At 62.9% G+C, this 25,113-nt stretch carries 20 protein-coding genes and 2 tRNA genes; 9 read left to right on the forward strand and 13 right to left on the reverse strand.

The genetic code is table 11. The features are described from left to right. Positions 1 to 4 precede the first annotated feature (4 nt). From NZ585_00975 to ptsP, 6 genes are all read left to right on the forward strand, one after another. A complete protein-coding gene (locus NZ585_00975) occupies positions 5 to 2,029 on the forward strand; it encodes a tetratricopeptide repeat protein (GenBank protein MCS7078611.1) in 2,025 nt (674 codons plus the stop codon). Between the two features lie 21 nt (positions 2,030 to 2,050). Continuing rightward, on the forward strand, positions 2,051 to 3,298 hold the full coding sequence (locus NZ585_00980) for an ABC transporter permease (protein ID MCS7078612.1): 1,248 nt from the start codon (positions 2,051 to 2,053) through the stop codon (positions 3,296 to 3,298). Continuing rightward, positions 3,291 to 5,963 carry a HEAT repeat domain-containing protein gene (locus tag NZ585_00985; protein ID MCS7078613.1) on the forward strand — a complete coding sequence of 891 codons (2,673 nt, stop codon included), beginning with the start codon at positions 3,291 to 3,293 and terminating at the stop codon, positions 5,961 to 5,963. Before NZ585_00980 ends, NZ585_00985 begins: the two co-directional genes overlap by 8 nt. A 72-nt stretch (positions 5,964 to 6,035) precedes the next feature. Further along, positions 6,036 to 6,569, forward strand: coding sequence for a PTS sugar transporter subunit IIA (locus tag NZ585_00990; protein ID MCS7078614.1), 534 nt, complete (start codon positions 6,036 to 6,038; stop codon positions 6,567 to 6,569). A gap of 81 nt (positions 6,570 to 6,650) precedes the next feature. Continuing rightward, on the forward strand, positions 6,651 to 6,935 hold the full coding sequence (locus NZ585_00995; protein ID MCS7078615.1) for an HPr family phosphocarrier protein: 285 nt from the start codon (positions 6,651 to 6,653) through the stop codon (positions 6,933 to 6,935). Then, the gene (gene ptsP, locus NZ585_01000) at positions 6,925 to 8,664 is read left to right on the forward strand and encodes a phosphoenolpyruvate--protein phosphotransferase (protein MCS7078616.1); all 1,740 of its coding nucleotides are present in this window, start codon (positions 6,925 to 6,927) and stop codon (positions 8,662 to 8,664) included. Before NZ585_00995 ends, ptsP begins: the two co-directional genes overlap by 11 nt. 40 nt (positions 8,665 to 8,704) lie before the next feature. On the opposite strand, the gene NZ585_01005 is transcribed toward ptsP, so the two are convergent. The 7 genes from NZ585_01005 to NZ585_01035 form a co-directional block, all read right to left on the reverse strand. Continuing rightward, positions 8,705 to 10,885: a peptidylprolyl isomerase gene (locus tag NZ585_01005; protein MCS7078617.1), complete on the reverse strand. Its 2,181-nt coding sequence runs from the start codon at positions 10,883 to 10,885 to the stop codon at positions 8,705 to 8,707. A 54-nt stretch (positions 10,886 to 10,939) separates the two neighbouring features. Then, complete coding sequence (locus NZ585_01010) at positions 10,940 to 11,785, reverse strand: methyltransferase (GenBank protein MCS7078618.1); 846 nt, start codon at positions 11,783 to 11,785, stop codon at positions 10,940 to 10,942. A 3-nt stretch (positions 11,786 to 11,788) separates the two neighbouring features. Further along, positions 11,789 to 12,265 carry a cyclic pyranopterin monophosphate synthase MoaC gene (moaC, locus tag NZ585_01015; GenBank protein ID MCS7078619.1) on the reverse strand — a complete coding sequence of 159 codons (477 nt, stop codon included), beginning with the start codon at positions 12,263 to 12,265 and terminating at the stop codon, positions 11,789 to 11,791. Positions 12,266 to 12,372: 107 nt separating this feature from the next. Beyond that, a tRNA-Asp gene (locus tag NZ585_01020) sits at positions 12,373 to 12,449 on the reverse strand. A gap of 53 nt (positions 12,450 to 12,502) precedes the next feature. Continuing rightward, positions 12,503 to 12,577 (reverse strand) — tRNA-Val (locus NZ585_01025). Positions 12,578 to 12,676: 99 nt separating this feature from the next. Then, the gene (gene thiC / locus NZ585_01030) at positions 12,677 to 14,005 is read right to left on the reverse strand and encodes a phosphomethylpyrimidine synthase ThiC (GenBank protein MCS7078620.1); all 1,329 of its coding nucleotides are present in this window, start codon (positions 14,003 to 14,005) and stop codon (positions 12,677 to 12,679) included. Positions 14,006 to 14,103: 98 nt separating this feature from the next. Continuing rightward, positions 14,104 to 15,516, reverse strand: coding sequence for a SpoVR family protein (locus tag NZ585_01035; GenBank protein ID MCS7078621.1), 1,413 nt, complete (start codon positions 15,514 to 15,516; stop codon positions 14,104 to 14,106). 311 nt (positions 15,517 to 15,827) lie between these two features. Here NZ585_01035 and NZ585_01040 point away from each other — a divergent pair, with 311 nt between their 5' ends. Beyond that, on the forward strand, positions 15,828 to 16,439 hold the full coding sequence (locus NZ585_01040) for a DUF1990 domain-containing protein (protein ID MCS7078622.1): 612 nt from the start codon (positions 15,828 to 15,830) through the stop codon (positions 16,437 to 16,439). A 14-nt stretch (positions 16,440 to 16,453) separates the two neighbouring features. After that, positions 16,454 to 17,944 (forward strand): hypothetical protein, encoded by a 1,491-nt coding sequence (locus NZ585_01045; protein MCS7078623.1) that lies wholly within the window; start codon positions 16,454 to 16,456, stop codon positions 17,942 to 17,944. A gap of 82 nt (positions 17,945 to 18,026) precedes the next feature. Here NZ585_01045 and NZ585_01050 read toward each other — a convergent pair whose 3' ends face one another. The 6 genes from NZ585_01050 to NZ585_01075 form a co-directional block, all read right to left on the reverse strand. After that, on the reverse strand, positions 18,027 to 19,043 hold the full coding sequence (locus tag NZ585_01050; GenBank protein MCS7078624.1) for an ABC transporter permease: 1,017 nt from the start codon (positions 19,041 to 19,043) through the stop codon (positions 18,027 to 18,029). After that, positions 19,027 to 20,526 (reverse strand): ABC transporter ATP-binding protein, encoded by a 1,500-nt coding sequence (locus tag NZ585_01055; GenBank protein MCS7078625.1) that lies wholly within the window; start codon positions 20,524 to 20,526, stop codon positions 19,027 to 19,029. Before NZ585_01055 ends, NZ585_01050 begins: the two co-directional genes overlap by 17 nt. Positions 20,527 to 20,531: 5 nt before the next feature. Continuing rightward, positions 20,532 to 21,473, reverse strand: coding sequence for a BMP family protein (locus NZ585_01060; GenBank protein ID MCS7078626.1), 942 nt, complete (start codon positions 21,471 to 21,473; stop codon positions 20,532 to 20,534). A gap of 104 nt (positions 21,474 to 21,577) precedes the next feature. Then, positions 21,578 to 22,285 carry a DedA family protein gene (locus NZ585_01065; protein ID MCS7078627.1) on the reverse strand — a complete coding sequence of 236 codons (708 nt, stop codon included), beginning with the start codon at positions 22,283 to 22,285 and terminating at the stop codon, positions 21,578 to 21,580. Continuing rightward, on the reverse strand, positions 22,282 to 23,871 hold the full coding sequence (locus NZ585_01070) for a hypothetical protein (protein ID MCS7078628.1): 1,590 nt from the start codon (positions 23,869 to 23,871) through the stop codon (positions 22,282 to 22,284). The genes NZ585_01065 and NZ585_01070 overlap by 4 nt, the downstream gene beginning before the upstream one ends. Next, complete coding sequence (locus tag NZ585_01075; GenBank protein MCS7078629.1) at positions 23,871 to 24,407, reverse strand: hypothetical protein; 537 nt, start codon at positions 24,405 to 24,407, stop codon at positions 23,871 to 23,873. The genes NZ585_01070 and NZ585_01075 overlap by 1 nt, the downstream gene beginning before the upstream one ends. 184 nt (positions 24,408 to 24,591) lie before the next feature. On the opposite strand from NZ585_01075, the gene NZ585_01080 reads away from it, so the two are divergent. Continuing rightward, a complete protein-coding gene (locus NZ585_01080; GenBank protein MCS7078630.1) occupies positions 24,592 to 25,017 on the forward strand; it encodes a CoA-binding protein in 426 nt (141 codons plus the stop codon). Positions 25,018 to 25,113 lie beyond the last annotated feature (96 nt).

A 25,113-nucleotide genomic window follows, 5' to 3' on the forward strand; every position in this document is an offset into this window, starting at 1 on the left:
GGTTATGCCAGTTACACGAATTGCTATTTTGCTTTCGGGCTGCCTTGTGGCGGCCGGGTCGGTGACAACGCCGGCGCTCCCACAGCAACCATCGCCTAAGCCGCGGGCCGAAAAGCCGCATTCGCCGCCGCCTGCGAAGGCGTCACGGGACCAACGGATCAAGGCCTACGAGAAATTCCTGCAGGCGCGGCGCTACGTCGCCCAAGCAGACCCCCTCAACGCGATTGCCGCCTTCAAGGAAGTGTTGGCGCTTGATCCGAAAGCGGCCGCGGCTCACGTCGAGTTAGGCAATCTCTACCTTGAAGCGCGCAACCTGCGAGACGCGGAACAGCATGCCCGGCAAGCAGTCGCCCTCGACCCGGAGGATGCCACAGCGCACTGGTTGCTGGGGCGGCTGCTTTACAGTCAGGCGCTGGGCGCTACGTTCAACCGTGAGAAGGCCCGCGAAGCTGTCGCCGCGCTTGAGACTGTCGCCAAACTGGATAGCCTCAATCTGGATGTGTACCGGCTTCTGGGACGGCTCTACCGCGATTTGAATGAAGTGGACAACGCTCTATCGGCGTACGCCAAGCTGATCGGCGCCAATCAGGGCGGCCCGGAAGAGTTTGACGCTGCCACGGAGCTGTACTTCCGCAAACGGCGCTACCGTGACGCCGCCAACACGGCGCGTCAAGCCTATGTGCTTAGCGGCGAAAATCCCCAGTGGGGCTACAGGCTCGCTCAGGCGCTGTTGTACGCGGGGCAAACGGCTGAGGCCATTGAAGTGCTCCGCGAACTGCTCGAAGAAAACGGCAACAACCTGCGGCTGACGCTGAGCTACGCCGAGGCGCTGATGCGCGGCGGGCGCTATGCCGACGCCGAACAGCAGGTGCAACGGATTTTGTCCGTCCACCCCAATCATCCTGAAGCCCTTTCCATCCTGGCGCAGGTGCAGCGCCGCAGCGGCCGGCGCGAAGAAGCCGTCAAAACCCTGCAGCAGGCGCTCGCCGGTCAGGATGTAACGGAGACGTTGGCTCAGCAGTACGCCCTAGCGGAAACACTGGCTGAACTGGGACGGATAGAGGAAGCCGTCGCCGCTTACGAGTCGGCGCTGCGCAGCGTCGTCAACCCTGACAACTCTGTAAGCGAAAGCCAGCGCGAGCGCGCTGAACTCATCCTGATGCGGATCGCCGCCACCTACAAAGCCGCTGGCAGAAACGACAAGGAAATCGCCACCTACGACCGGATGCGGCGCATGCTGGGCGCAGAAAGCGCGCTGGCTGATATGCTGGAGATTGAGTCGCTGCGCAGCGAGGGAAGACATGAAGAAGCTCTCAAGGCGGCCCGCGCCGCCCGGCGGCGTTTCCCACAGGAGCGGCAGTTTGTCTATCTCGAAGCGCAGGTGCTCTCGCGGTTAGGGCAGGTTGACCAAGCGTTGAAAGAACTCAAAAAAGTCGCCGAGGAAGTTGACGACGCCGGCGAGATTGCGCAGATGAAGGCGATTATCCTCAGCGACGCCAACCGGTTTGAGGACGCTGAACAATCGGCGCGGCAGGCGGTGCGCTACGACGAAAAGAACATCGCCTATCTGGTTACGCTGAGTTCGATTCTCGAACGCCGCAAACAGTACGCTGAGTCAGAGCAACTGTTGCGCACCGTGCTGTCGCTCGACCCGGACAACCCAACGGCGCTCAATAACTTGGGTTATTTCCTCGCCGAACGCAACGAACGGTTGGACGAGGCGCTGGCGCTGGTGCAGCGGGCGGTCAATATCGAGCCCACCAACAGTTCGTTTCTCGACAGCCTCGGCTGGGTGTACTTCAAGCAAAACCGGCTGGATTTGGCGAAATACTACATCGAGCAAGCGCTTGGATATGACCGGCGCAACGCGACGCTTAACGACCACCTGGGCGACGTACTGGAACGGATGGGCGATCTGGAAGGCGCACGGCGGCAATGGAAAATTGCCCGGAGTTTGGCGACCGACCCAGAAGAAATCCACCGCATTGAAGCCAAGTTGCAGCGTGGGCAAACAGCCGAAACCCAGTAAGCCGGTAGTGGGAAAGGCGGCATGGGCTATGTGTGGTTGATTGCGTGGCGCTACCTCTGGGCGCGGCGGCGAGCCGCCCTGTCCGTCGCCGCCGGACTGGCGCTTCTGGGGTTGACCGTCGGCGTGTGGGCGCTGACCGTCGCGCTGGCCTTCCAGAGCGGGATGGAGGCCGAGCTGCAGGGCAAAATTCTCGCGGGGACGGCGCACCTCAACGTTCTGCGGCGCGGCGGCCGCCCCCTTGACGCCCCTTCCGCCCTCAAGGCCAGCATCCAGCAAACATCGGGGGTGCGGTCGGCGACGGCGACCACCTACCGGGAAGCCCTCTTGGTCGGTAGTTCACGGACGGCGGCGGCCGTGTTGAAAGCCATTGATTTGTCGGAACCGCCGGATGCGCTTGAAGTGACGCGCACCCTATGTCCGGGCGTTCGGCTAGCGGATTTGACGCCGACGCGCGGCCCGGACGGAACGATTCTCGACGGCGTGATTCTAGGCAAGCGTCTGGCGCAGGAAGCCAAGCTTCGCGTCGGCGATGTCGTCGAAGCGTTGACGCCGCACGGGCGCGGCGAACTGTCGCCATTTGGCCGCTTGCCGGCCGCCTACCCTCTCCGCGTTGTAGGCTTTTTTGAGTCGGGGTTATATGAATACGACGCCGCTTGGGCCTACATTTCGCTGGACGCCGCGCGTCGGCTGACCGGCGATGAAGCGCCGGCGACGGTCATCCAGGTCATGCTCGACGACCCACGTGCGTACCAAGCGGCGGCGGCGGCTTTGCAGGCGAAACTCGGCGCTGACTACGTGATTGAAGATTGGGCAACCTTGAATCGTACGGCGTTCGCCGCACTGAACCTTCAGCGTCTGGCGTTCGCCGTCGTCATCAGCTTGGTGATCTTGGTCGCAGCGCTCAACGTCGTCACCACGCTGACGCTCTTGGTCACGGAAAAACGCCGCGACATCGCCATCCTGCTAGCGCTGGGCGCGACGCCGCGCGCCATCCGGTTGATTTTTCTGGCGCAGGGCTTGGCGTTGGGGCTACTGGGCGTGCTGTGCGGTGGGGCGCTGGGCGCAGCCACGACGATCGTCTGCGACCGCTACGGGTTGATTCGGCTTGATGAGCGGATTTACTCGATTGCGTCTGTCCCGTTTCGCTTTTCCGCGCTTGATACGGCCGTGGTGCTTGGCGTCGCCCTCGGTCTAAGCTTGCTGGCTGCCGTTTATCCTGCCTGGCGTGCAGCGACGCTCAATCCAGCGGAAGGTCTCCGTCATGCCTAGCCTAAGAAACCGAATCTGGCTGCTTGCCGGGCTGCTTTGCTGGCTCGTGGGAGCGAGTGCGGCGCAGACGCCGCCGGAACCGCCTGACTGGTTGAAACGCGCATCCACGTTATCCACTGCGCTGGGCTGCGCGCCAGAACTCAGCGCCGGATTGGACGACCCTCACTGGTATGTTCGAGCTTGCGCTATCCAAACGCTTGGACAGAGGCGGTGCGCCGCCACCGTTCCGGCGCTTGTGGCGCGTTTTGACGCTGAAGACTGGGATAACCAAGCGCGGATTATTGTCGCGCTGGGTGAGATCGGCGCTCCGGCCGGGTTCGCGCTGGTGGCGCGGGTGGCGGAAGGCGAAGCAGGAACGATGCGCCGGCTTGCCCTCGACGCGCTGGGAGGGTTCGACGCGGCGGCTGTCGAGCCTGTGCTTATCCGCCTCGTTGAGAAAACGCTGACGCCGGACGAAAAGCGCATCGTTGTGCGGTGCATCGCGCGTTTCCAATGTCGCGCTCCGGCGGCCAAACTAGCCGAATGGATGGGAAACGACCCGAACCTTGATCGGGAAATTGCGCTAGCGCGGTATCGGACGGGCGACCAGTCAGCAGGCGAGCGCATCATTGCCGAGTTTACACATTTTGATGCAGCGACTCAGCGCCTCCTGCTGGAGGACTGGGCGCGTCAGCCCGAGCAACGGGCTGCGCCGGCTCTGGCGGCGGCGCTGCAGTCTGGTTCGGCGGCGGTGCGGTTGGCGACGGCGCGAGCGTGGGCGGCGTATGGGACGCACGCCCCGTTGGCGGAAACGCTGAATGTCTTGCCAGCGGCCGAAGCCGAAATAGCATCGCTCCTAATCGGAGCTTTGCGGGCGCATCCAGCCGGTGACGTTGCAGAAGCCGTTGTCGAACGGCTCAAAACTAATCCGCCGGCGGCGACGCAAACGGTTTATCTCAAGGTCTTACAAGCGCTTGACCGTGATGTGGCAGCGGCGGCGCTCCTTGCAGCGCGATCGGCGCATGCGCCGGTTATTGATCAGGCGCTGGAAGCGTTGGGCGTCACGCCGGAGGCGCTGACCGCCCGGCTTGCCGACCCGACACTGACGCCGACGGCACGGATTGAAATCGCGCTTCAGCTTAGTCAGCTGGGCGACGCAAGAGGCTTTGAAGCGCTGCGGTGGAGCTTCGCCAATGGAAACGGACAGACACGCCGTGCCGTCGTCGAGGCGTTTGGTCGGCTAGGGGACGCGCGGGCAGCCGAACCGCTTTTTGCAGCGCTGGACGACGCTGACCCTTCTGTTCGGACGACGGCGGCGGCGACACTGAAGCGGCTTGGCGTGACGCCAGAACGCCTACTGCACGACCTAGATTCCCCAAACGTCGCACGCCGCATCGAGTCATTGCGCCTGCTGGGACGACTTGGCGACGCCGCCCACGTGCCACAGATTGCGGCGCGGCTGCGTAAGGGCGAACCGCTTGCGGTGCGGTTGGCGGCGGCGGCGGCGTTAGGGCGGCTTGGGCGGCCGGAAGCGACGGCGGCGTTGACGGCCGCGCTCAATGCCTCTGAGGCGGCCCTACGGATGCGTGTTGTCGCCGCGTTGGGTGAGATCGGCGGAGAACAGGCGGTCGCCGTACTGCTGCCCCTGTTGCGCGACCGGGACGCCGAACTAGTCGGGGAAACGATACGTGCGCTGACCAAAACAAAGCCGCCGGCGGCGGTCATGCCGTTGCTGGCGGCCCTGCATCACCCCGATTGGCGAGTGCGGGCGGCGGCGGCGCGAAGCTTCAGCGAATGGCGTGATCCACAAACGCCGCCGGCGTTGGTCGGCGCGCTCAACGACGCTTCGGCGTTAGTTCGGTTCTATGCGCGGCAAGCGCTGCTACAACAGGGCGCCGCGCCGCACGGCGAACTGCTGGCGATGCTTGACCGCCGCGAGGCGCGTAGTTGGTACGGGGCGTATGAAGTGCTGCGTCAACTTGCTCCAGAGACGGCGCGTACGGCTTTGTTACAGCGACTAGAGTCGCCCGAGCCAAGCGTACGCGCTACGGCAGCCGCCTTGTTGCGCGCCTACCGCGACACCGACACGCTCAATGCGCTTTTGCGCCGGCTGGACGTGGAGACTCGGTTTCCAGTGCGCTGGTGGTTGACGCGGGCCGTCGCTGAGTTCGGCGAGGCGGCCCGCGAGGCCGTTCTCAAGCGCGCGCGGGCGAAAAATCCACGCCTGCAAGCCGACGCCCTGCGGGCGCTAGGGATGCTGCCGCCCAACCACGAAAGTCGGGAACTGCTGCGCGCTGCGCTAACGGACCCAGAGACGCAGGTGCGGTCGGCCGCTGTAGAAGCGCTGGGACGCGCCGGCGACGTGGAGGCGCTGGCATCGCTGCTGGCGCGACAGGCTGGAGGCTTTACAGTAACGCCGGACGAACTGACGGACGCCCTCCTAGCCTGCGGTGAAGCCGGGCGGGCCGTCCTGCGCCAAGCGTTTTCAGTTAGCGACCCCGCCGTCCGCGCCGTCCTACTTCAGCGACTTGGCGAAGACGGTCACCCTGACGTGCTGCCGTTGCTCCTGAACGCTCTACGCGATCCGTCACCGCTGGTACGGCGGGCGGCGCGGCAAGGCTTGGCGCGTCAGTCAGATGAGCGTGCGGCGCAAGCGTTGGCCGCGTCGCCGGAGGCGTCCCGCTGACGCCTCCGGCGAAGGACAAATGATTCGCAAACAGCGATGCTAAACGCATGACTCGTCAAGCCGTTGGCCGGTGTGCTACAAAAGAAAAACGCCGTGACGCACGGCCGCCGGTCGCCGTTTGCGTTGCGTTTCTCACCGGCCGCCGTTTCTGGGCCGCGACATTCCACGTACAACTGGGTGGTTTCTGGTTATATGCCCCGCGTCGGCGGCGTCATCGTGACACATGGACAACTGGCCACCGAGCTGTTGCACGCGGCGGAAATGATCGTCGGCGACATCAGCCACGTGCGGGCTGTTTCGATTGACTGGCATGATGATGTGGATATGGCGCGGGGCATAATTGAGCGCGCCATCTTGGAGGCCGATCAGGGCAGCGGCGTGGTGCTGCTTACCGACCTGTTCGGCGGCACACCGACTAACCTGGTCATGACGTATGCTGGGCCGGTGCAGGTTGAAGTCATTACCGGCGTCAACCTGCCGATGGTCATCAAACTAGCGACTGCACCAACTGACTGGACGGTGCTGGATGTGGCGCGCTGCGTCATAGAGCAGGGACGCAAGAGCATCCACTTAGCTAGCGAGCTTGTTCGGATGCGGACAAGCTAGCGTAGGACATCGCTTGTTTTGGCCGGCGGAGCCCTCTGCGCCCGGAGGCATCTCGACCGGCCACCCTTGAACAGACGCTCCATGCCGCTGGAACGACTTGTTACCGTCGTTAATCCCCTTGGCCTGCATGCACGCCCAGCTGCGCGGCTCGTAACGGTCGTTCAGCAGTTTCAGAGTCGCGTATTGATTCGCCGCGCCGACGCCGCCGACTTTGTGGATGCCAGCAGCCTGCTGAGCGTGATGTTTTTGGCGGCTGTTAAGGGCACTCAGCTTGTCATCCGCGCCGAGGGTGAAGACGAAGCGGCGGCGATTGAGGCCGTCGCTGCCCTTTTCACCGAGAACAAGGAGTCGTCCCATGTCTTCTAGTCCGCTGACTGACGCGGAACTCTGCTTCAAAGCGTCGCCGGCTTCCCCCGGCGTCGGCTTTGGGCAAGTTGTGCGTCTAGCGCCACAGAGCCGGCCGCCGTTGTTTATCAATGTCCTGCCGCATCGTGTCACATTGGAAATTACGCGCGTCAAACAGGCGATGCAGCGCGCGCGTTGCCACCTAGAGGCGGTCAAACAGCACTTTCGGGAACAAGCTGGTCAAAATTCGGCGCACTTGCTTGACCCCTACATTCTCATGCTCGATGACGCAGTTCTGACGCAGGCGATTGAAGACAACATCCGGCGACACCGCGTCAACGCTGAATGGGCTGTCAAGCGCGCTGTTGAGTCATTGTTGGCAAACTTTGACCGTACGGAAGACGACTACCTTCGCCAGCGACGTGACGATATTCAGGACATCGGGCAGCGACTGATCAGTATCCTTTCCGGTCAACCGCTGCAGGTTCCAGTCTTGGAGTCGCCTTCCATCATCTTCGCCGACGACATTTCACCGACGATGTTGGCGGAGCTGAACACGACAAATCTGAGCGGTCTCGTCACTGACGCCGGAGGCGTCATGACGCATGCCGCTATTATTGCGCGCAGTTTAGGCATTCCAGCCGTCTTCGGCGCGCGTGAGGCGCTCGACCATGCCGCAGAGGGCGTCCCGTGTATCGTGGACGGTTCGCAGGGTGAGGTTATTCTCCGTCCCCGGCGCACGACGCAGACGGTTTACTTGGGACGCCGCGCCGCTGGGCAACGACTTCGCCGTGATAGGCTGACGGCGGCGCGCCTCCCAGCTGTCACCCGTGACGGCGTCGCCTGCCACCTGCTGGCCAACATTGAGATTCAGTCCGAACTGCCAGCCCTAGAACGCTGCGGCGCGCAAAGCGTTGGGCTTTTCCGGTCGGAGTTTATTGTTCCTAGCGACGCCGAAGCTCTCCCAGACGAGGACATGCAATGTGCGGTGTACCAAGCCGTCATTCAAGCTTCACCAGATAGAACGGCGACGATTCGGACCTTTGATTTCAGTAGCGACACTTTACCCGCGCCGCTGCGCGTCGCCGAGCCCAACCCGGCGCTGGGGTGGCATGGCGTCCGGTGGTGGCTGGCCCACGAAGCGGTCGCCAGAACGCAACTGCGGGCGATAGTGCGCGCCGCCGAAGTCGGGCGGGTGCGGATTTTGCTCCCGCGCGTGACCTGTCTTAGCGAACTGCGCATGGCGCGGCGGCGGCTCGATGAAGCTTGTCAGGCGGTTGCGCCGTCTAGCGCAGCGGCCGGGCGGATTGAACTCGGCGCAATGATTGAAACGCCGGCCGCTGTCCTGATTGCCGACCGTTTAGCGCGTGAAAGCGATTTTCTCTCAATTGGCAGCAATGATCTTGTCCAGTACCTGCTGGCCGCCGACCGTGGCAATGAACGGGTTGGCTACTTGCAGCAGCCGCTGCACCCAGCCGTTCTATCGAGCTTGAACATCGTCGTTGCGGCGGCCCGGGCGGCGAACAAGTCGTTGACAATGTGCGGGGAAATGGCGGCACAGCCGCTGTGTGCGCTGGCATTGCTGGGCTTGGGCATTCGTCGGTTCAGTTTGTCACCGGCGGCGCTGCCCGGATTCAAAACCACGCTGCGCCGGCTCTCGATTCGGGACGCGGAACGATTCATCGCGCAAGCTCTGACGCTTGACACGGCGCAGGAGATTGAAGCCTGCGCCACAACCTACTTGACGTAAGCGCAGTGTCCGGGTAGCGCAAAGGAAGCCCGCCGTTCCATCAAGCGATACGCACGCTCAAGATTCGGTCCCGACAGACAAGCTGATCCAAAGTTTCCCAACCGTCAACTACCTGTCCAAAGCACGTATAGCCGCCGTCCAGATGCGGCTGCGGCAGATAGCAGATAAACCACTGACTTCCCCCTGTGTCTTTGCCGGAAAGCGCCATACCGACGCTGCCCCGTATGAAAGGTCGCTCGTTGATTTCGCAGCGAATCTGATAGCCAGGGCCACCGTCGCCGTCCCCACGCGGATCGCCGCCTTGGACGACAAAGTTCGGAACGACCCGGTGAAACGTCAAATCATTGAAAAAGCCGCGTTCGGCTAACGTGATGAAGTTTTCCACCGTCAGCGGCGCATCTTCGGGAAACAACTCCAGCGTCAGTTCTCCCTTCGTCGTCGTGACGACGGCGCACGGGCGGCGCGCATATTGCCGCACTAACCGCCCATAAAACGCCTCGACGCGATTCACCTGGCAAATTCCTACGCGGCGGCGGATTTCCTCCACTTGCGCCGAGCGCGCGTCCGCATCCGACGTGGGCGATAGACGGCGCAGTAGGATGTCGCCTGCCCGCTTGCGCACCAGCCAGTCGGCGTCGCGCAGCGCCGCTTCAAGCGTCGCCTTTGCTTCCGGGTGAGGGTCGGCCGCCAGCGCGTCCAAAATCGCCAGTCGGGCGTCATTCTGCACGTCGTTTTCCGCAGACTTCAACGCCGCCTTCAACGCCGCCCGCCCGTCCTCGGTCGGCGGCAATACAGCCAGCGCCGCCGCCGCTACTGCGCGCACCATCACATCGGGATGACGCAACTCGCGCGCCCAAAATGCGGCCCACGCTGGCGTTTTCGGTATGGCGGCCAACAGCGCCGTCCGCGCCCGTGCGTCCAGGGCATCCAGCGCCAGAAAATGCTCTACGACGCGCGCTCGCCGCGCGTCATCTGGTGGCAACACCGCCAATCCGGCGAAGTAGTTCGCCTGCGCCCGCCAATCATCGGCCGGTGGAAGCAATGGCTTTTCAGTGTTCGCTCCGAAGAAGGCGTCCGCCCCCAGTCGGGCTAGCGCGATTTCTACTTCCGGGGCTGCGCCGATATGCCCAGTAGGGAGCGTTCGCAGGCGTTCAAGCAACGGCCGTGCGGCGGCGACCTTCAAGCGGCCTAGCGTTTCCGCCAACGTGAGCGTCTGAAGTAGTCCCGGCCATGTCGGCCGCTCCGCGTCCGGAACTTCACCGTAACGCCCCAACTCCGACGCCAATTGCGCCAGCAGCGGCGGCGCGGCCTGCTCCGGTACGCGCGTGGCGGCGAGCGCTCGGATAGCAGCGATGCGTACGGCGGCGTTATCCGCCTCCAGCGCCTTCAACAAAACGGCCGTCGCTTCCGCGTCGCCCAGCGCCCCAAGCACACGCGCCAGCGCCACGCGGACAACCGCTTGCTTTTCTTCACGGAAATACGTCAGAAGGCGCTCCCGCTCGCGTACGAAAGCCTGCGCAGTTTCCGGTAACTCACTCAATCGCGCCAGGGCATTTGCGGCATGGAAGCGAACAGAGGCGTTTGGAGACGCCAGAAGTTTGATTAGCGGCGGCGCGCTTGCCGCTTGCCGCATGCGCATCGCCGCCGTCAGAGACAGTGCCGTGAAAAGCTCCCGCTCACTTTCAGGCGCAATTTCTTCGTCTGGTTTCGGGAGCGATGCCAGCACAGCCGCCAGCATGGTGTGGACTGTATCAGCGTCCAGCGTCTTGGCGTTGGCGGCGACGATTTTCCCCAGAGCTTCGGCGCAGCGCGCTCGCACCGGGACGACCTCGGCCTCCCGGAGAAGCGTCCGGCGCAAATCCTCCAGCGGTTCGGTCGTTTCCAGTTCGCCTAGCGCAAACGCCGCCATGGCGCGGACGCGCGCGTTGCCGTCGTCATACAGCCGCTCCAGCAACAGACGGTAGGCGCGAGGATCGCCGATTCGGCCGAGCGCCAGACAAGCGCGCCGCCGAACACGCGCGTTGGACGAGCTGAGCATCTCGACAAACGCCTCGTCGTCGTAGTTGCGCTGGTCCTCAAGCTGGAGCAAGCGCGCAAACAAGCGCTGCGCTGAGTTGGCGCGGCCCAGCACCGGCGGTGTTGTTGCGCGCCGCTGGCCGAGAACCACCCGCTGCAAGTCGTGGACAAGACAACACAGGAACAGAAAATGGCGGCGGTTCATCTTGTGGGTCATCGCTGGGCGAGTTAGGGCATTGTGTCGCCGCGCCCGGTGGGGCTACTCAGGTCGGGAGAAAAAGCCACCTGGTAGAGTCGGCGCAACCCGCAAACGCGGCTGATTGACAAGGCAGACTTCCGCGCTGCCCACCAGCAAGTAACCGCCCGGCGCAAGCGCCTGTTGCAGGCGGGCCGTCGTCTGCTGAATTGCCGTATGGTGCATGTGCGTTAGAACGTTACTGCACACGATGACATCAAACGGCCCGGGCAGATGTCGCCAAAGGTGCGGGTCATAGAGATTGGCGTGGCGCAGTCGAATGTTGCGCCGTAAGCGTCGGTCAAGCTCGCCCGGCGGCGCGTCCGGCGCGTAGACGCCATGGAAGAAGCGTTCACGCAACGTCGGATCCAGATTGCGCAACTGAAGCGGATGGTAACGCCCTTGACTGGCATGCAACAGCGCCTTGCTGCGCAAGTCCACCGCCAGAATTTCAATCCGCCAGTCGGGCGCGTCGCCTAGCAGGTCCTCAAGGATCATCGCCAGCGAAAACGGTTCTTCACCTGTCGAGCAGCCGGCGCTCCACAGTCGTAACCGCTTCACGCCCGCCCGTTTCTCAATCAGTCCCGGTAACACCAACCGCCACAGTGCGCGGAACTGTTCCGGTTCACGGAAGAAACTCGTTTCCCCAAGCGCAATCTCCTCGGCGATGGAGTGCAGCTCGCCGGGCGACTGCGCCGCCACGCGGCAGTAGGTCGTTTCGTCAAACAACAGCCGCCGCGACTTTTCCGTTACCACGGCTTGCAACGCCGTCCGCAGCCCGACATTTGGCGCCCAACCGTACACCTCGGCCAGCGCCCGTTCGAGTTGCGGAAAGTGTGGGTTGGCCGGCTTGCGCTTTCTGACCGGCATCCACTACGCGCCTCCGTCGGCGGTGTTCCAGTCCGACTTGCCGCCAGTTTTTGACCGCACTTGAATGTCGGTAATCCGCATCGTCCGGTCTATCGCTTTGCACATATCGAACAACGTGAGCGCCGCTACACTGACAGCCGTCAGCGCTTCCATTTCAACACCAGTACTCGCCCGCGCCCGCGCTGTCGCTGTGATCGCGATGTGGTCAGGCCCCAGCGTTAACTCGACGTTGACGTGCGTCAGGGGCAAGGTATGGCACAGCGGAATAAGCCGGTCGGTCTGTTTGGCGGCCAAAACACCCGCCAGCCGCGCCGCCTCAAGCGGATCGCCCTTAGGGGTCGTGCGGGCGCGAATGGCGTCAAGGGTTTCCGGCTGCATGTAAATTACGCCGGAAGCGACGGCTGTCCGGTCGGTGGGCGGCTTGTCCGTCACATCCACCATAGTCAGCCTCCCGGCTTCGTCAATGTGGCTTAACGGCATAAGCGAAACGCAACCGACGACGAATCAAACGCAGGCGAAAGAATACGGCGAAAAGCGAAAAGCCGTTCTCCAAACCAATGAAGAACGGCTTTTTCCCTTGACGTTTGTGGCGGAGCTGACGGGGCTCGAACCCGCGACCTCCGACGTGACAGGCCGGCGCTCTAACCAGCTGAGCTACAACTCCGCAAACCTCGCGTCCCCGACGCCCACATTGCCTGCTTCTACCCGCATCCGACGTGGTGGGCGGTACTGGGCTCGAACCAGTGACCCCCGGCTTGTAAGACCGATGCTCTACCACTGAGCTAACCGCCCGTGACCGCACCCGTCGTCGGGGAACGACTCAGAGTAGGCAGGACGCCGCCGGATGTCAAGCGGCTTTTCACCACAGGCGCTTACTTGGGCGGCCGAACTTCAATCACCGACGGCGGCCGCGACCGCCGGCCGCGAGGCAAGGAACTTCTCCGAAGTGTCCGGCTTGCTACGAGAAAATTTTTCAATGGCGGCATTGTCAAGGTTGATTGAGCAGAGGCTTCCGCACATTGAACAAACTTTGGCGTTGGCCGCTTCGGATTCCTCCTTGTACCGCCGCGCTTTTTCCGGGTCCATCGCCAGCCGAAACATCCCCTCCCAATCAAGCTGTTTCCGGTAGCGGGACATCTGATCATTCCACGCCTTCGCACCTTTGACGCCCTTGACCAAATCACCGGAATGCGCCGCAATCCGCGTCGCAATGACACCCTCGATGACATCCTGCCGGTCGGGGAGGCGTAAATGCTCGGCTGGCGTCACATAGCACAGCATATCCGTCCCGGCGGCAGCGGCGATAGCGCCGCCAATCGCGCCCGTGATGTGATCGTACCCCGGCGCGACATCGCAGGTCAGCGGCCCCAACACATAAAACGGCGCACCGTCGCAAATGCGCTTCTGGAGCTGAACGCTTGCCGCAATCTGGTCGAGCGGCACATGCCCCGGCCCTTCAACCATGACCTGACAGCCTTTGGCTCTGGCGCGCGCCACCAGTTCGCCCAGCACTAGCAACTCGGCCAACTGTCCCCGGTCGTTGGCGTCGGCGGTGGCGCCCGGACGCAGCCCATCGCCCAGCGAGAAGGTCACATCATACCGCGCAAAGATGTCGCACAACCGGTCAAACTGTTCATAGAGCGGGTTTTCATTGCCTGTCGCTTCAATGTAGGCCGCCAACAACGCCCCGCCGCGACTCACAATGCCTTCAATCCGCTGGTGGTTGCGCAGCTTTTTGACAGTTTCCTTTGTCACCCCGCAGTGCACCGTCATATAGTCCACGCCCTGCCGGGCTTGTTTCTCGATGACGGCGAACAGTTCCTCCGGGTCCATCTTCAAAATCGAACCCTCCGCCGCGACTTGATAAATCGGTACTGTCCCCAGCATCAGCGGACTTTCCCGAAGAAGCGTTTCGCGGATGAGGTCAAGATCCGTACCAGTTGAGAGGTCCATCACGCTGTCCGCGCCGTACTGAACGGCGGCGTGCAGCTTGAGGATTTCCTCTTCAAGCAACTGGTGGTAGCCCGACGCCCCGATGTTGGCATTGACCTTTGTTCTGAGGCCCTTGCCGATCCCAATCGGGCGGAAGTTGTGGTTGATGTTTTTGGGAATGACAATGGTGCCGTCGGCGAGACCTTGCCGGATGAATTCCGGGTCGAGGCGTTCGTCTTCGGCGACGGCAATCATTTCCTCGGTAATCTTGCCCTCAAGAGCAAGCATGCGAAGCGTCTGGTATTCACCGCGCACGGTGGCGTCCTCCAGTGATTCAAGCTTGGCGCGTCAGGCCGACTTGGCGGCTGAGAGCGGTGGTCTAGTTGCTAGTCTTCATTGTGGCTGCTGCCGTCGTAGTGCAGCACGAGCGCGTCATTGTCCACGCGCGTTTCAAGGTGAACCGGCCGTCCCCACAGTTGGTAGATGTATTCCAGCACTTTGCGGGCGTACTTCAAATCCAACTCCGCGCCTTCAAACCGGTGCGTCAGGTAGAGTTCACGATTGCGGTTGTAGTCGCCATCTGTCACCTCAATGTAGGGGAAGCCGAAGTTAGTCATGTTCGCCACTAACTGGTCACGAACACGCTCCCACTGCTTATCGGTGATCGTCCATTCTTCCTCGTCCACCAGCTCGTACACGTAGAGGTCAAGTTCTTCGACAAGTTCCTTGGTGAGATAATTGCGCAGGAACGACACGTCGTTGTCCACTTCGCGGACCTCGAAGATTTTCTCGCGTCCCTGCCCGCCGGGGCGACCATAGACTTCCCGCTCTTCGGGCGTCGGGTCGTCCCAGCGACGCTCGATGTCCTCAAAGATTTTGTAGCCTAAGTAGTACGGGTTGAGCTGTCCCTTATGCGGCGAGACGACCGAAGCGTGCAGTTCGGCGAACTCGATGAACTCATCTGTGCCCTCGCACAATTCGCGCATAATACGCGCATGCCAGTAGCTCGCCCAGCCTTCGTTCATAATCTTTGTCTGCATCTGGGGGACGAAGTACAGCATTTCGTCGTGAATCATCATCATCACGTCGCGCTGCCACTCTTCGAGCGCCGGCGAATAGGTTGCAATGAACCAAACAAGGTCTTTTTCAGGATAGACCGGCTCGCCAGGTTTCCGCTGCGGGGTCGGAGTCAGGTCAGCCGCCGGCTTTTCACCCATTCGGAGAATGTCCTCAAACGGATCTTGCTTACCCGACGCCGGTTTCTTGGCCGGGGCAGGCGGCAGGTCGCGTTCCTTGCGGATAAAGAAGTTAGGATCAATATGCTCTTCAATCGAGAGTACAGCGTCGAGGAAGGCTTCGACGGTTTTGCGTCCGTACTTGAACTCGTACTCTTCAATGCGCGCCGCATGCAGGTTGACTTCGTCCACCATCCGGCGGTTGGTGCGGGCGAAGTAGGCGTTGTTTTTGAAAAAGTCCACGTGTCCCAACACGTGCGCCATGACGAGCTTGTTCTGAAGCAGCGAGTTGGTTTCAAGCAGAAACCCGTAGGCTGGATTCGTATTGATAACGACTTCGTAGATGCGGGACAAACCGAAGTCGTACATGGTTTTCATCCGGTGGTAAGCCTTGCCAAACGTCCAGTGCGAGAAGCGTCCCGGCAGGGCGTACGAGCCGATTTCATACATGACCGTCGCCGGAACAATCTCGAAGTTGACCGGAAACGGGTCCAGCCCAAAGTCGCGAGCAATAGCCCAGATGCGTTCAAGGGCTTTTTCAAGGTCGGCGATTTCCTTATCCACAGCAAAGTACCTCGTTCAATTCCGGTTACGGCGGGCGGCGCGTGGGACGACGGCGTTGGTCGCACAACAAGCGCCAAGTGGATGAAGTTTTTCACGATAGCCCGTCAAGGCGCGCAACTCAAGGGCGCATTGAGCCGTTGGCGCGCGCCGGGCGAAAACAGTTCTGTGGGTTGTGCGGCCGGTTCATGCCAAGCACTGGCGCACGCCTTTCGCTGCGACGCGATTACCATCATCGCTGGAACATCTAGAGAAGAAAAACCTCAGAGGAGTTTCTAACCTGTGAAGATAGGGACTGAAAAACACAGTGCGACATGGCGTGCGCCAAGATTTTTTGCTTCACTGAACCAACACCGGAGCAAGTAGACGCCTTTCTGGCCGCGCAGGCGGCGCTGCCTGTCACGTACGAAGGAGAGGGCGCGACGCGCGACGCCGTTGCGCTGCCGGCGGGGTACACCGTTGACCGGACGCGCATCAGTCTCGGCTACGGGCGCGTAGTTTTTGAGCGCGCTGTCGCCGCCATGCGCCGGTGGACAATGTTCGCCATGCCATGGCTGCGCCTATACTACACAGATACGCCGCTTGAAGTCGGGCGTGTCGTCGCCGTCGTTCCGTGGCACTTCGGGTTCTGGTCGCTCAACGCCTGCCGCATCGTGTACGTCGTCGCCGAAGAACGGCGGTTCGGCTTTGGCTACGGTACGCTGCCGGCGCACGTGGAATCCGGCGAGGAGCGTTTTCTGATTGAATGGGATGCAGCCGACGACGAAGTGTGCTACGACATCTTGGCGTTTTCGCGTCCGGCGCATCCGCTGGCGCAACTGGCCTGTCCGGTTACGCGCCTGTTTCAGAAGCGTTTCGCCGCTGACTCGCGCCGCGCCATGGTCGCCGCCGTCAAAGCCGCTGACCCGGCCGGCAGCTCCACGTAGGCAATGCTTTTTCGATGAAGTCGCTCGCCGTTTCCTTCACTGTCGCGCTGTCTTTGACCGGCGCGTTCGTCTTCGGACAATCGCCGTCATCGGCCGGACAACCTGCGCCGTCGCCCGCCGGACCCATCCGCTTTGCCGAGGGACGCTACGAACTTGGCCGGCGGACGCGCGCCCTTGAACGCGCCTGGATGGCCTGCCGCGACGCCGACCGGCGAGCCGCCGCCATCCCGCGCGTCCAAACGGCCGTACTTGGCTTCTTTTCAGGCAACACTGGCATCGTCGCCCAGTCGCTGGACGAGACAACCGCCGCGCTGCGCGGCCAAACGCCGGATGCGGCCGACCGCTGGGCGGCGGCGCTGTCCGTGACGCCGGCGCGCGCGTTGATTGACCGGCGCGAATCCATGCTCGATGTGACGATTGCGGCGCTCTATGAAGTCAACATGCCGCGTCCCAATCTGACGCTGCGGCTGGCGTTGGGCAAGGCGGTGACGACCGTACAACTAACGGCCGCGACGCCGCTGCCGCACCGCGTGCGCGTCGCCTGCGAACCGGCTGCGCAGGATCAGGATGTGGACACGGCGTTGGAGGTCACGGTGGGGACGCCCGATAACCCGACGCGGCATACATGGCGCATCGGGTTGAGTCGCGCCCGCGACCTTGACCGCCGCTTGGCGGCGCTGGAGACGGCTGTCGCGTCTATTACCAAGTCGCTTGCGCCGGACACATTCGACATCGAGCGCGCCACCCTCACGATGTGGTTGAACCTGCTCAAGGCGCTGCGCGAAAAACCGCCGCTCGAAACCGACCTCGCCGCCGCCGGCCTGCTCCGCGATGCAGAGCGACTTGCGGCGGCGCTGCGTGCAACCCCGCCGCGTTCAACGCTGACCAACCTGACGGGCGAAGCGCTGGTGAGCCTGCCGACGGCGAAGGGGACGCTCCCGGTGCGAGCGTGGGCGAACCCCGATGCGCCGGTGCTGGTCATCGCCTTTCACGGCGCAGGCGGCAGCGAAAATATGTTCTTTGACGGCTACGGCGACGGGGAGCTTGTGCGTCTGTGCCGGGCGCGCGGGTGGGCGGCGGCTTGTCCGCGTGTGACGAGTCCGCTGGACGACTACGGCCCCGTCATCGAGCGGCTTCCAGCGCGGCTGGCCCCAAAAGCCAAGCAAATTTTCATCGTCGGTCACTCGCTAGGCGCGGTGACGACCTTGGTGGTGGCGACCAAGTACGCCGATCGTTTGGCCGGCATTGCGCCGATTTCTGGGCGCGCACCGGGAGCGACCGGGGCGCTCAAGACGCTGCCGACGTTTGTCGCCGCCGGAACCAAGGATTTCTCGCGTCCCGGCTCGGAACAACTTGCTGAACGCCTCCGCGCACAGGAGACGCCGACGACGTTCAAGCTCTACGAGGCTGAACACTTGCTGGTCGTTCCCGACGCGCTGCCCGACATTTTTACGTGGATGGATGAGTTGGTTCGGCGGCGGTCGTCTACGCCGCCGGGGATGTGACGAATTCCGAGAAGACGACCACGACGGGCGAATATGCGCACAAGTCGGTCCGTCCGCCCCTGGCGTCCTTGTTGGGCGCGCATCACGTCTGTTCGTTGCGTCGGCCGCCGACCAGTACCACCGCCAGCATCACAAACGCCTCCACGACGCCCGCCAGCCCCGCTGAGACGCCGACGGCGCGCTGAAGACCCGCCGCGCCGACCTCCAAGGCTCCAAAACAGACGGCCGCCGGTAGGACGCCGAGCGGATGCTGCCGCGCCAACAACGCCACAGCAATCGCCATATAGCCGTAGCCCGGCGAAAACTGTTCGTACAGTCGGTGGCTGACGCCCAACACCTCAACTCCGCCCGCCAGCCCTGCGCAGGCGCCGCTGATGGTCAACGCCAGCCGGGCTGTTCGGTCCGGGTCAATCCCGGCTGTCCACGCCGCCTGCGGGCTTTCTCCCAGAACCCGCAGCTGGAGTCCGGTCGGCGTGAGAAACAACCAAGCGTAGCCGACCAGCGCCGCAGCGACCGCTACGAAGACACCTGTGTGCAAGCGCGTCGGCGGCAACCAGCGTCCCAGCCGCACGGCTGCGGCCACCATGTCCGTCTGTGGGTAGCTTTTCGCCGCTTCCTGCAACGGCCCATGAACCAACCAGCTCACCAACCAGAACGCAATGAAGTTGAGCATGAGCGTCGAAATCACTTCGCTGACGCCGCGCGCCGTTTTCAGCCATGCGGCCAACCACGCCCACACGCCGCCCGCCGCCGCCGCGCCCAGCAGAACCGGTCCAATCGCCCACCCGGAGTCAAACTGCAAACCCAGAACAACCGCCGCCAGCGCGCCCAGCAGCATCTGTCCCTCCGCGCCGATGTTGAACTGCCCGCCGCGAAAAGCCAGCGCCACCCCAACGCCGCACAACGCCAGCGGCGTCGCCTTGACCAAGGTATCCGCCACAGCGAATCGTCCGCCGAACGCCGCTTTCGCCATAACCCACAGCGCCGGCAGCGGCGCATAACCCGCCATCCGCAGGACGACGGCCCCGGCCGCCAGCGCCATCAGGACGGCCGCCGCCGACAACGCTGCAGCACGCAACGCCTCAGACAGTCGCGCCATACCGCTCCCACGTTGGGCCATCGCCGGCCATGAGACGGCCAATCAGCGTCAGCGGCGCGTCCGGCGTCAGCGCACACGACAAGCGCCCCCTGTGGATGACGACAAAGCGATGGGACAAGCTGAGGATTTCATCCAGCTCATTCGAAATCAAAACCAGACTCAAGCCTTCCGCGCAGGCGGCGCGCAAGGCGCGGTGAATAGCCGCGACAGCAGCGATGTCCACACCCCACGTCGGATTGACCGCCACCAAAACGCGCGGCCGCCGCGCCAGTTCACGCGCCGCCAGCAGTTTTTGTTGATTGCCGCCGGAAAGCGCCGCGACGGGGGACGACGCGCCGGGCGCGCGAATGGCGAACCGCTCAGTCAGCGCCGCCGCATGCCTTTGGATGGCGCGTCCGTCGAGTCGCCACCCCCATCTTCGCCATGCCGGAGACGTTTCATCCCCCAAAATGGCGTTCTCCGCCACCGACAGATGAAGCGCCAGTCCGGCGCGGCGGCGGTCGGACGGAATGTAGTGCAGCCCCGCCGCCATGCGCGCCCGCCGGCCGGTCGGTGCCAGCGCATTGTCCAGCCAAACCCGCCCGCTGGCCGAGCGCAACCCGACCAACGCCTCAGCCAACTCGGTTTGACCGTTGCCGTCCACACCGGCGACGCCGAAGATTTCTCCGGCGCGAACCTCAAAGGATGCGCCCCGGACGCCGGGGCCAGCGTCGCTTTCAACCACCAAGCTTTCGACCCGCAACCGAATCTCGTCGCCGGGTGCGGCCGCCAGCTCGGTAGCCGGCTCTGCCGCCCGCCCGCCGACCATCGCCGCCGCCAAGTCGTCGGGTGTCGCCTCTGCTGCGCCGTACGTCGCCGTGACGCGCCCCTGCCGAAGCACCGTGATCGTGTCACAAAGCTCCAGCGCCTCGCGCAGCTTGTGGGTGATGAACACAACGCTTGCGCCGGCCGCGCGCAGTTCCCGTACGAAGGCAAATAACGTCTCCACTTCGGGCGGCGTCAGCGCCGCTGTCGGCTCATCAAGCAGCAGGAGCGTCGCTTGCCGGTAGAGCGCCTTGAGAATTTCCACCCGCTGCCGAACGCCCACCGGCAACCGACCCACCACTGTGTTGAGACTGTCGGCCAAACCCAACCGCGCGGCGGCGGCGCGAAGCCGCGCCTCATCTGGCCGCACATCGCCGAGTAAGACGTTTTCACGGATCGTGAAACTCTCCACTAGATGAAAGTGTTGATGCACAAGACCGACACCGGCGGCAATGGCGTCGCGTGAAGAAGCAAACATCATCCACTGTCCGTCGCGTGCAATGCGTCCGCGGTCAGGGCGCGTAGCGCCGAACAAGATGTTCATCAGCGTGGACTTGCCGGCGCCGTTTTCACCCAGCAGGCCGTGAATCCGCCCCGGCTTGATGACCAGCGATACGCCGTCGAGCGCCCGGACGTGGCCGTACCGCTTGGCAATGTCGTGCAGCTCCCACGTTGCCACGGCGCTCAGGGTTGTTCCTTGAACACGTCAATTTCGCCCTTCTGGATGGCAAGCGTCAGCGCGTTGAGCTTGCTTTCAAGCTCTTTTGGGATGACGCCCTTTTTGACGGCGAATCCGACGGCGTTGTCCTTGATGCCCAGATGGACGACTTCGCCCTTTTGCTCTTTCTGTAAAATCCGACGGACGACTTCAGCCAACCCACGCGGATTGCTTGTCGGACTGCCGATGATGTGGTCGGGCGCCAGATGCGACTGGTCCTTCTGCATACCGAAGGCGCGGATGTTCCGCTCCTTGACAGCTTGGAAAACACCGGCCGCCGCTGCATCGCAGTCGTGAATGAGAAAGTCCGCGCCCTTGTCAATCATCGCCAACGCCTGCTGACGAGCGGCAGCGGTGTCCGTCCAGCTGCCGATAAAGGCAATAGAGACTTCCATCTTGGGGTTGACGGCGTGCGCCCCGTTCCGAAAAGCGTACAAGTTGCGCGCCGAGGCCGGAATGTTTTGTCCGCCAATCGCACCAGCACGTCCGGTTTTGGAGAGCGTCCCGGCGATGGCACCGGCCAGGTAGGAAGCCTGTCCGGTGTCAAAAACAACGCTAACGACGTTCGGCGCAGCTTTGTCGCCGGCTGTGACGACAAATGTCGTGTTGGGGAAGTCGCGCGCAACGGTCAGCGCTTGATCGGTGAATTCGCCGCCGTGGCCAATAATCACGTCAAACCCTTCCTGCGCAAAGGCGCGGAAGCCTTGCTCCCGGTCGGCCGGGCTGTCATTGACCTGTTGCTGCCGTACTTCGCAGCCAAGTTCCTTCTCAATGATTTTGAGCGCGTCATAGCCAAAGGCATTCCAACCGTCGTCGCTAATCGGACCGGGACTCAGCAGCGCTACGCGGGGCTTTCGCTTAGCGTCGGACGCACTCGCCGCCGGCTGGGGCGCCGGCGCGTCCGGCATCTTGCCGCCGCAGGCAGCGATGCTTAGGGCACAGAGGCAGTTGAAGGCACAAACTAACCAACCCCTCCGTGAGAGGCGAGGCAAAATCCAGACCATGGTTTCACTCACGGTAGTTTTTCCGGGGCCGCCAGAGGAGCTACGGCAGGGGAGGTTTCCGCTGGCGGACGCGCCCCGAACCGTTCACGCAACGCCTCGATGACGGCCGGCAGCAGCGATACAAAGATGATGCCCAGCACAACCAGAGAAAAGTTTTTCCTTACAAACGGAATGTTACCAAAGGCGTAACCGGCGTAAGTCATCGAGGTAATCCACAGCACGCCGCCGATGATGTTGTACGTCAGGAATCGTGGGTAGTGCATGGCGCCGATGCCAGCGACGAACGGGGCAAAGGTGCGCACAATAGGGACAAACCGCGCAATAATAATCGTTTTTGCGCCGTACTTGGCGTAGAACCGCGCTGTCCGGTCAAGGTGGCGGCGGTCAAACAAACGCGAAGTATCGCTGCGAAACACCGCCGGGCCGACTTTTTTCCCGATCCAGTAGTTGACCGTATCGCCTAGGATCGCCGCAATGCTCAAAACGACGACAACCAGATGGACGTTAAGGACGCTGGTTGGCGTCGCCGCCAGCGCGCCGATGGCGAACAGTAGTGAGTCGCCTGGTAGGAACGGCGTCACCACCAAGCCCGTCTCACAAAAAATCACCAGAAACAATAGGACGTAAAGCCCCCCGCCAAGCTGACCGCCCAGCGCATTGAGGTGCTTGTCGAGGTGCAGAACGAGGTCGAGCAGGTACTTCAGAAAATCCATCATGCGTTTGGTCGGCGGCGCGATGGTGTCGGAGATTGAGCCGGCGCCGTTTTCGCCGGGACTTCGGCGGGCGGCTCAAGCGTTCCCGGAATAAAAACCGCCGGAACCTCCTTCAGGTCCTTTCCGTCGCCAGTGATAATCCGCTTGAGCGAGGATTGCCGGTAGTCGGCGTCGGCGACAGTGAGGGTATAACGCCCCTCCTGTCCGGGTTCAAGCGTGGCGGGCGTCAGATAGATGATGCGGCGCTCCGGCGGCGCGCCGTCCGGCTCACGCGGATATAGCTCAATTTCTACCCGCAAGTCAGAGAGCTTTTCGTTGGAGATGTTTTTGACACGACCAGCGATTGTGACAGTACGAGCGATTTTCCCCGTCGCGCCTTTAGGGGCGGACGAATATGTGTTGGCGTACTGGCGCACCTCAACCTGCTTAGCTGGGATGGGCGGCGGTGGAGGCGCTTCAATCCCAAGGCCGCGCGGGAGGGCAGCGACGCGCTCGGCCCAACTTGGCGGCAGCAGGCGGTTGCGTGCCGCCGGGAAGAAGACGACGACGAGACTTCCCAGTACGGTGACAAACAGGGCAAGCAGCACACCCAACCAAGCGGCCTCGCGCCCAATACCGGTCGGGCGATCGTCGCCTAGGAAGCGCGGCGGCGGAACCTCAGTGGCGGGACGCAGTGGCGCAGGGGAAGCAACTTTGGGGATAACTTGCACTGGCGGTGATTCCGGCGGCGCAACCGGCGTGGCGGCGACCGAGGCAGGCGCGGCAACGAGCGGCGCGGCGGCTGGCGGCGGTTGGGGCGGACGCAAGGCCTTCCGTTGCGCTGGAAGGCGCTCCGTCAGGCGAGCTTCGCGCAGATTAGCGGTCTGCGCTTCCACCGGCGCACGCTCCTGCAGGGTCACAGGCGAGCGAGCGCCTTCCGCTGGCGACGCAGTGGCCAGTGGTGCGGTTGCTTCTCGTCCAAGCAGCGGCGAAGTATGTGGCGGCTGTTCCTGAATGTCCTGCGCCAAGGGACTGGTGGACGCCGCAGGTGAAGGAAGCTTGGCCGTCGCCGGTGGGGAAAGAACACCGGTCGTCGTCGAAGGCGGCGGCGCTTCCTCCGGCGGCGTCAACTTGTTTGTGGCGGCGCGCACAGGCGCATCTTCAAGCAACGGAGAAACCACCGGCGCAGGTGTTTCGGCGCGGGGCAACGCAGCAGACAAGGGTTCAGAAACCGCCGTCAAGGCCGGCAGGTTCTCCGTTGTCAGGGTCGGTATGTCTTCCGCCGTCACACGCGGGCGAATCTCAACTGCCAACCCGCGCTCTAGGGGGGTGACCGGCGCGACGCCTGGCGCCGGCGTCTCGGCGCGGACAGGTTCAAGCGCCGCCGGTTGTGCAGGCGCAAACGGGTCGGAGGCGACCAGACCAAGCAACCCATCATCGCCGACATCACGAGTGTCTGGTGTGGATCGGAGCTGACGCAGGGCGAACCACAACAGCGCCACGGCGAGGAGGATAAAAATGGCCACCAGTGCGACGCCGCCAACAAACCACCAGTTGACGGCCAGCGCCGGCAGAAGCCGGCCGAGCGCAAGTTGGACAAGAGGAAACATCAGGATTCGCCGTTTAGGTGTTTGATGATGGCTTCAAGGATTTCATTTTCCTTGACGCCGCGTGAGGGACATTCGACCCAGACGCCGCCCGTCTCGGTTTGGTACTCGCCTTCAATGCGCGCATAAACCGTCAGGCGCGTCCGCTGGGGATCAAGCGGCAGGGCTTCAATTTCGAGCGCATACCGCCCGCGCACCCAAGTAAAGTTCGCCCCGCCGGGCCGCCGTGCAATGAACTCCAGATTCGCCCCGGAGGTCAACGCGCCGCGCGTAAAAACAACGGGCTTGGTCACGAGACGGCCGGGCTTTTCGGCGCTGAGTTTCTCATCAATCACCAATTCGCGGTCGCTAAGGACTTGTTTGACGGCTTCCAGCAGGGTGTCACGCGGTACGTTGAACGTGTAGGGGTTAGGCAACATCGGCTTTCTTTCCTTGCCGCGTCCCCAACTAATCTGCCCGGCGGCCGGTGTAATGGAAGCGCCGCCGACCAGCGCCAACAGCAGCCCAACGAACAAGAGGCGTCCTAGAAGACGTGCCATGTGAAAGTCCCCCGTCTAGGAGGTGCGTCGCACAGTGTACCCCGCGTTAGGCGCGACGACGTGCTATCGTAGCATTCTAGCCCACCGGCGCATTTTACGCCCACCGCAGGTTTGCCAGTGCAGATGCGCCGGGGCAAGCGAGAGGTTTTTTCTTCGCGCAATTTTTTGATGCGGGGGTGACGGCGTGGCGGTTGACTTTTCCGTCGCCGATTTTCAGCGGACGGACGACATTGCATGGATTCTGGAGCACTGTCGGCGAATTGCCGTCGTCGGTTTGTCGTCGAAGCCGGATCGCGCCAGCTATGGCGTGAGCCGGTTTATGCTGGCGTGGGGCTACGACATCGTACCGGTCAATCCAATGGAGACAGAGGTGTTTGGGCGGCCGAGTTATCCTGATTTAGCCGCCGTTCCCGGAGAGATTGACCTTGTGAATGTGTTTCGGCGGTCGGAAGACGTGCCGCCGATTGTCGAGGCGGCAATTGCCAAGGGCGCCAAGGCGCTCTGGCTTCAACTAGGCGTGGTGCATCCGAGCGTGCAGCGGGCACGCGATGCTGGGCTGCGGGTCGTTGTAGATCGCTGTCTGATGGTTGAGCGTCAGCGATTGGCGTGAAACAACACCGGCTCGCTTCCCACCGCGTGGAGGCCGCCCCTGCTGCGCCGGCGTGAAGGCGTCGCCGCCCGCCCCAAGCCGGCGCACAAACACCAT

The organism is Chloracidobacterium sp., assembly GCA_025057975.1.
Classification (GTDB): domain Bacteria; phylum Acidobacteriota; class Blastocatellia; order Chloracidobacteriales; family Chloracidobacteriaceae; genus Chloracidobacterium.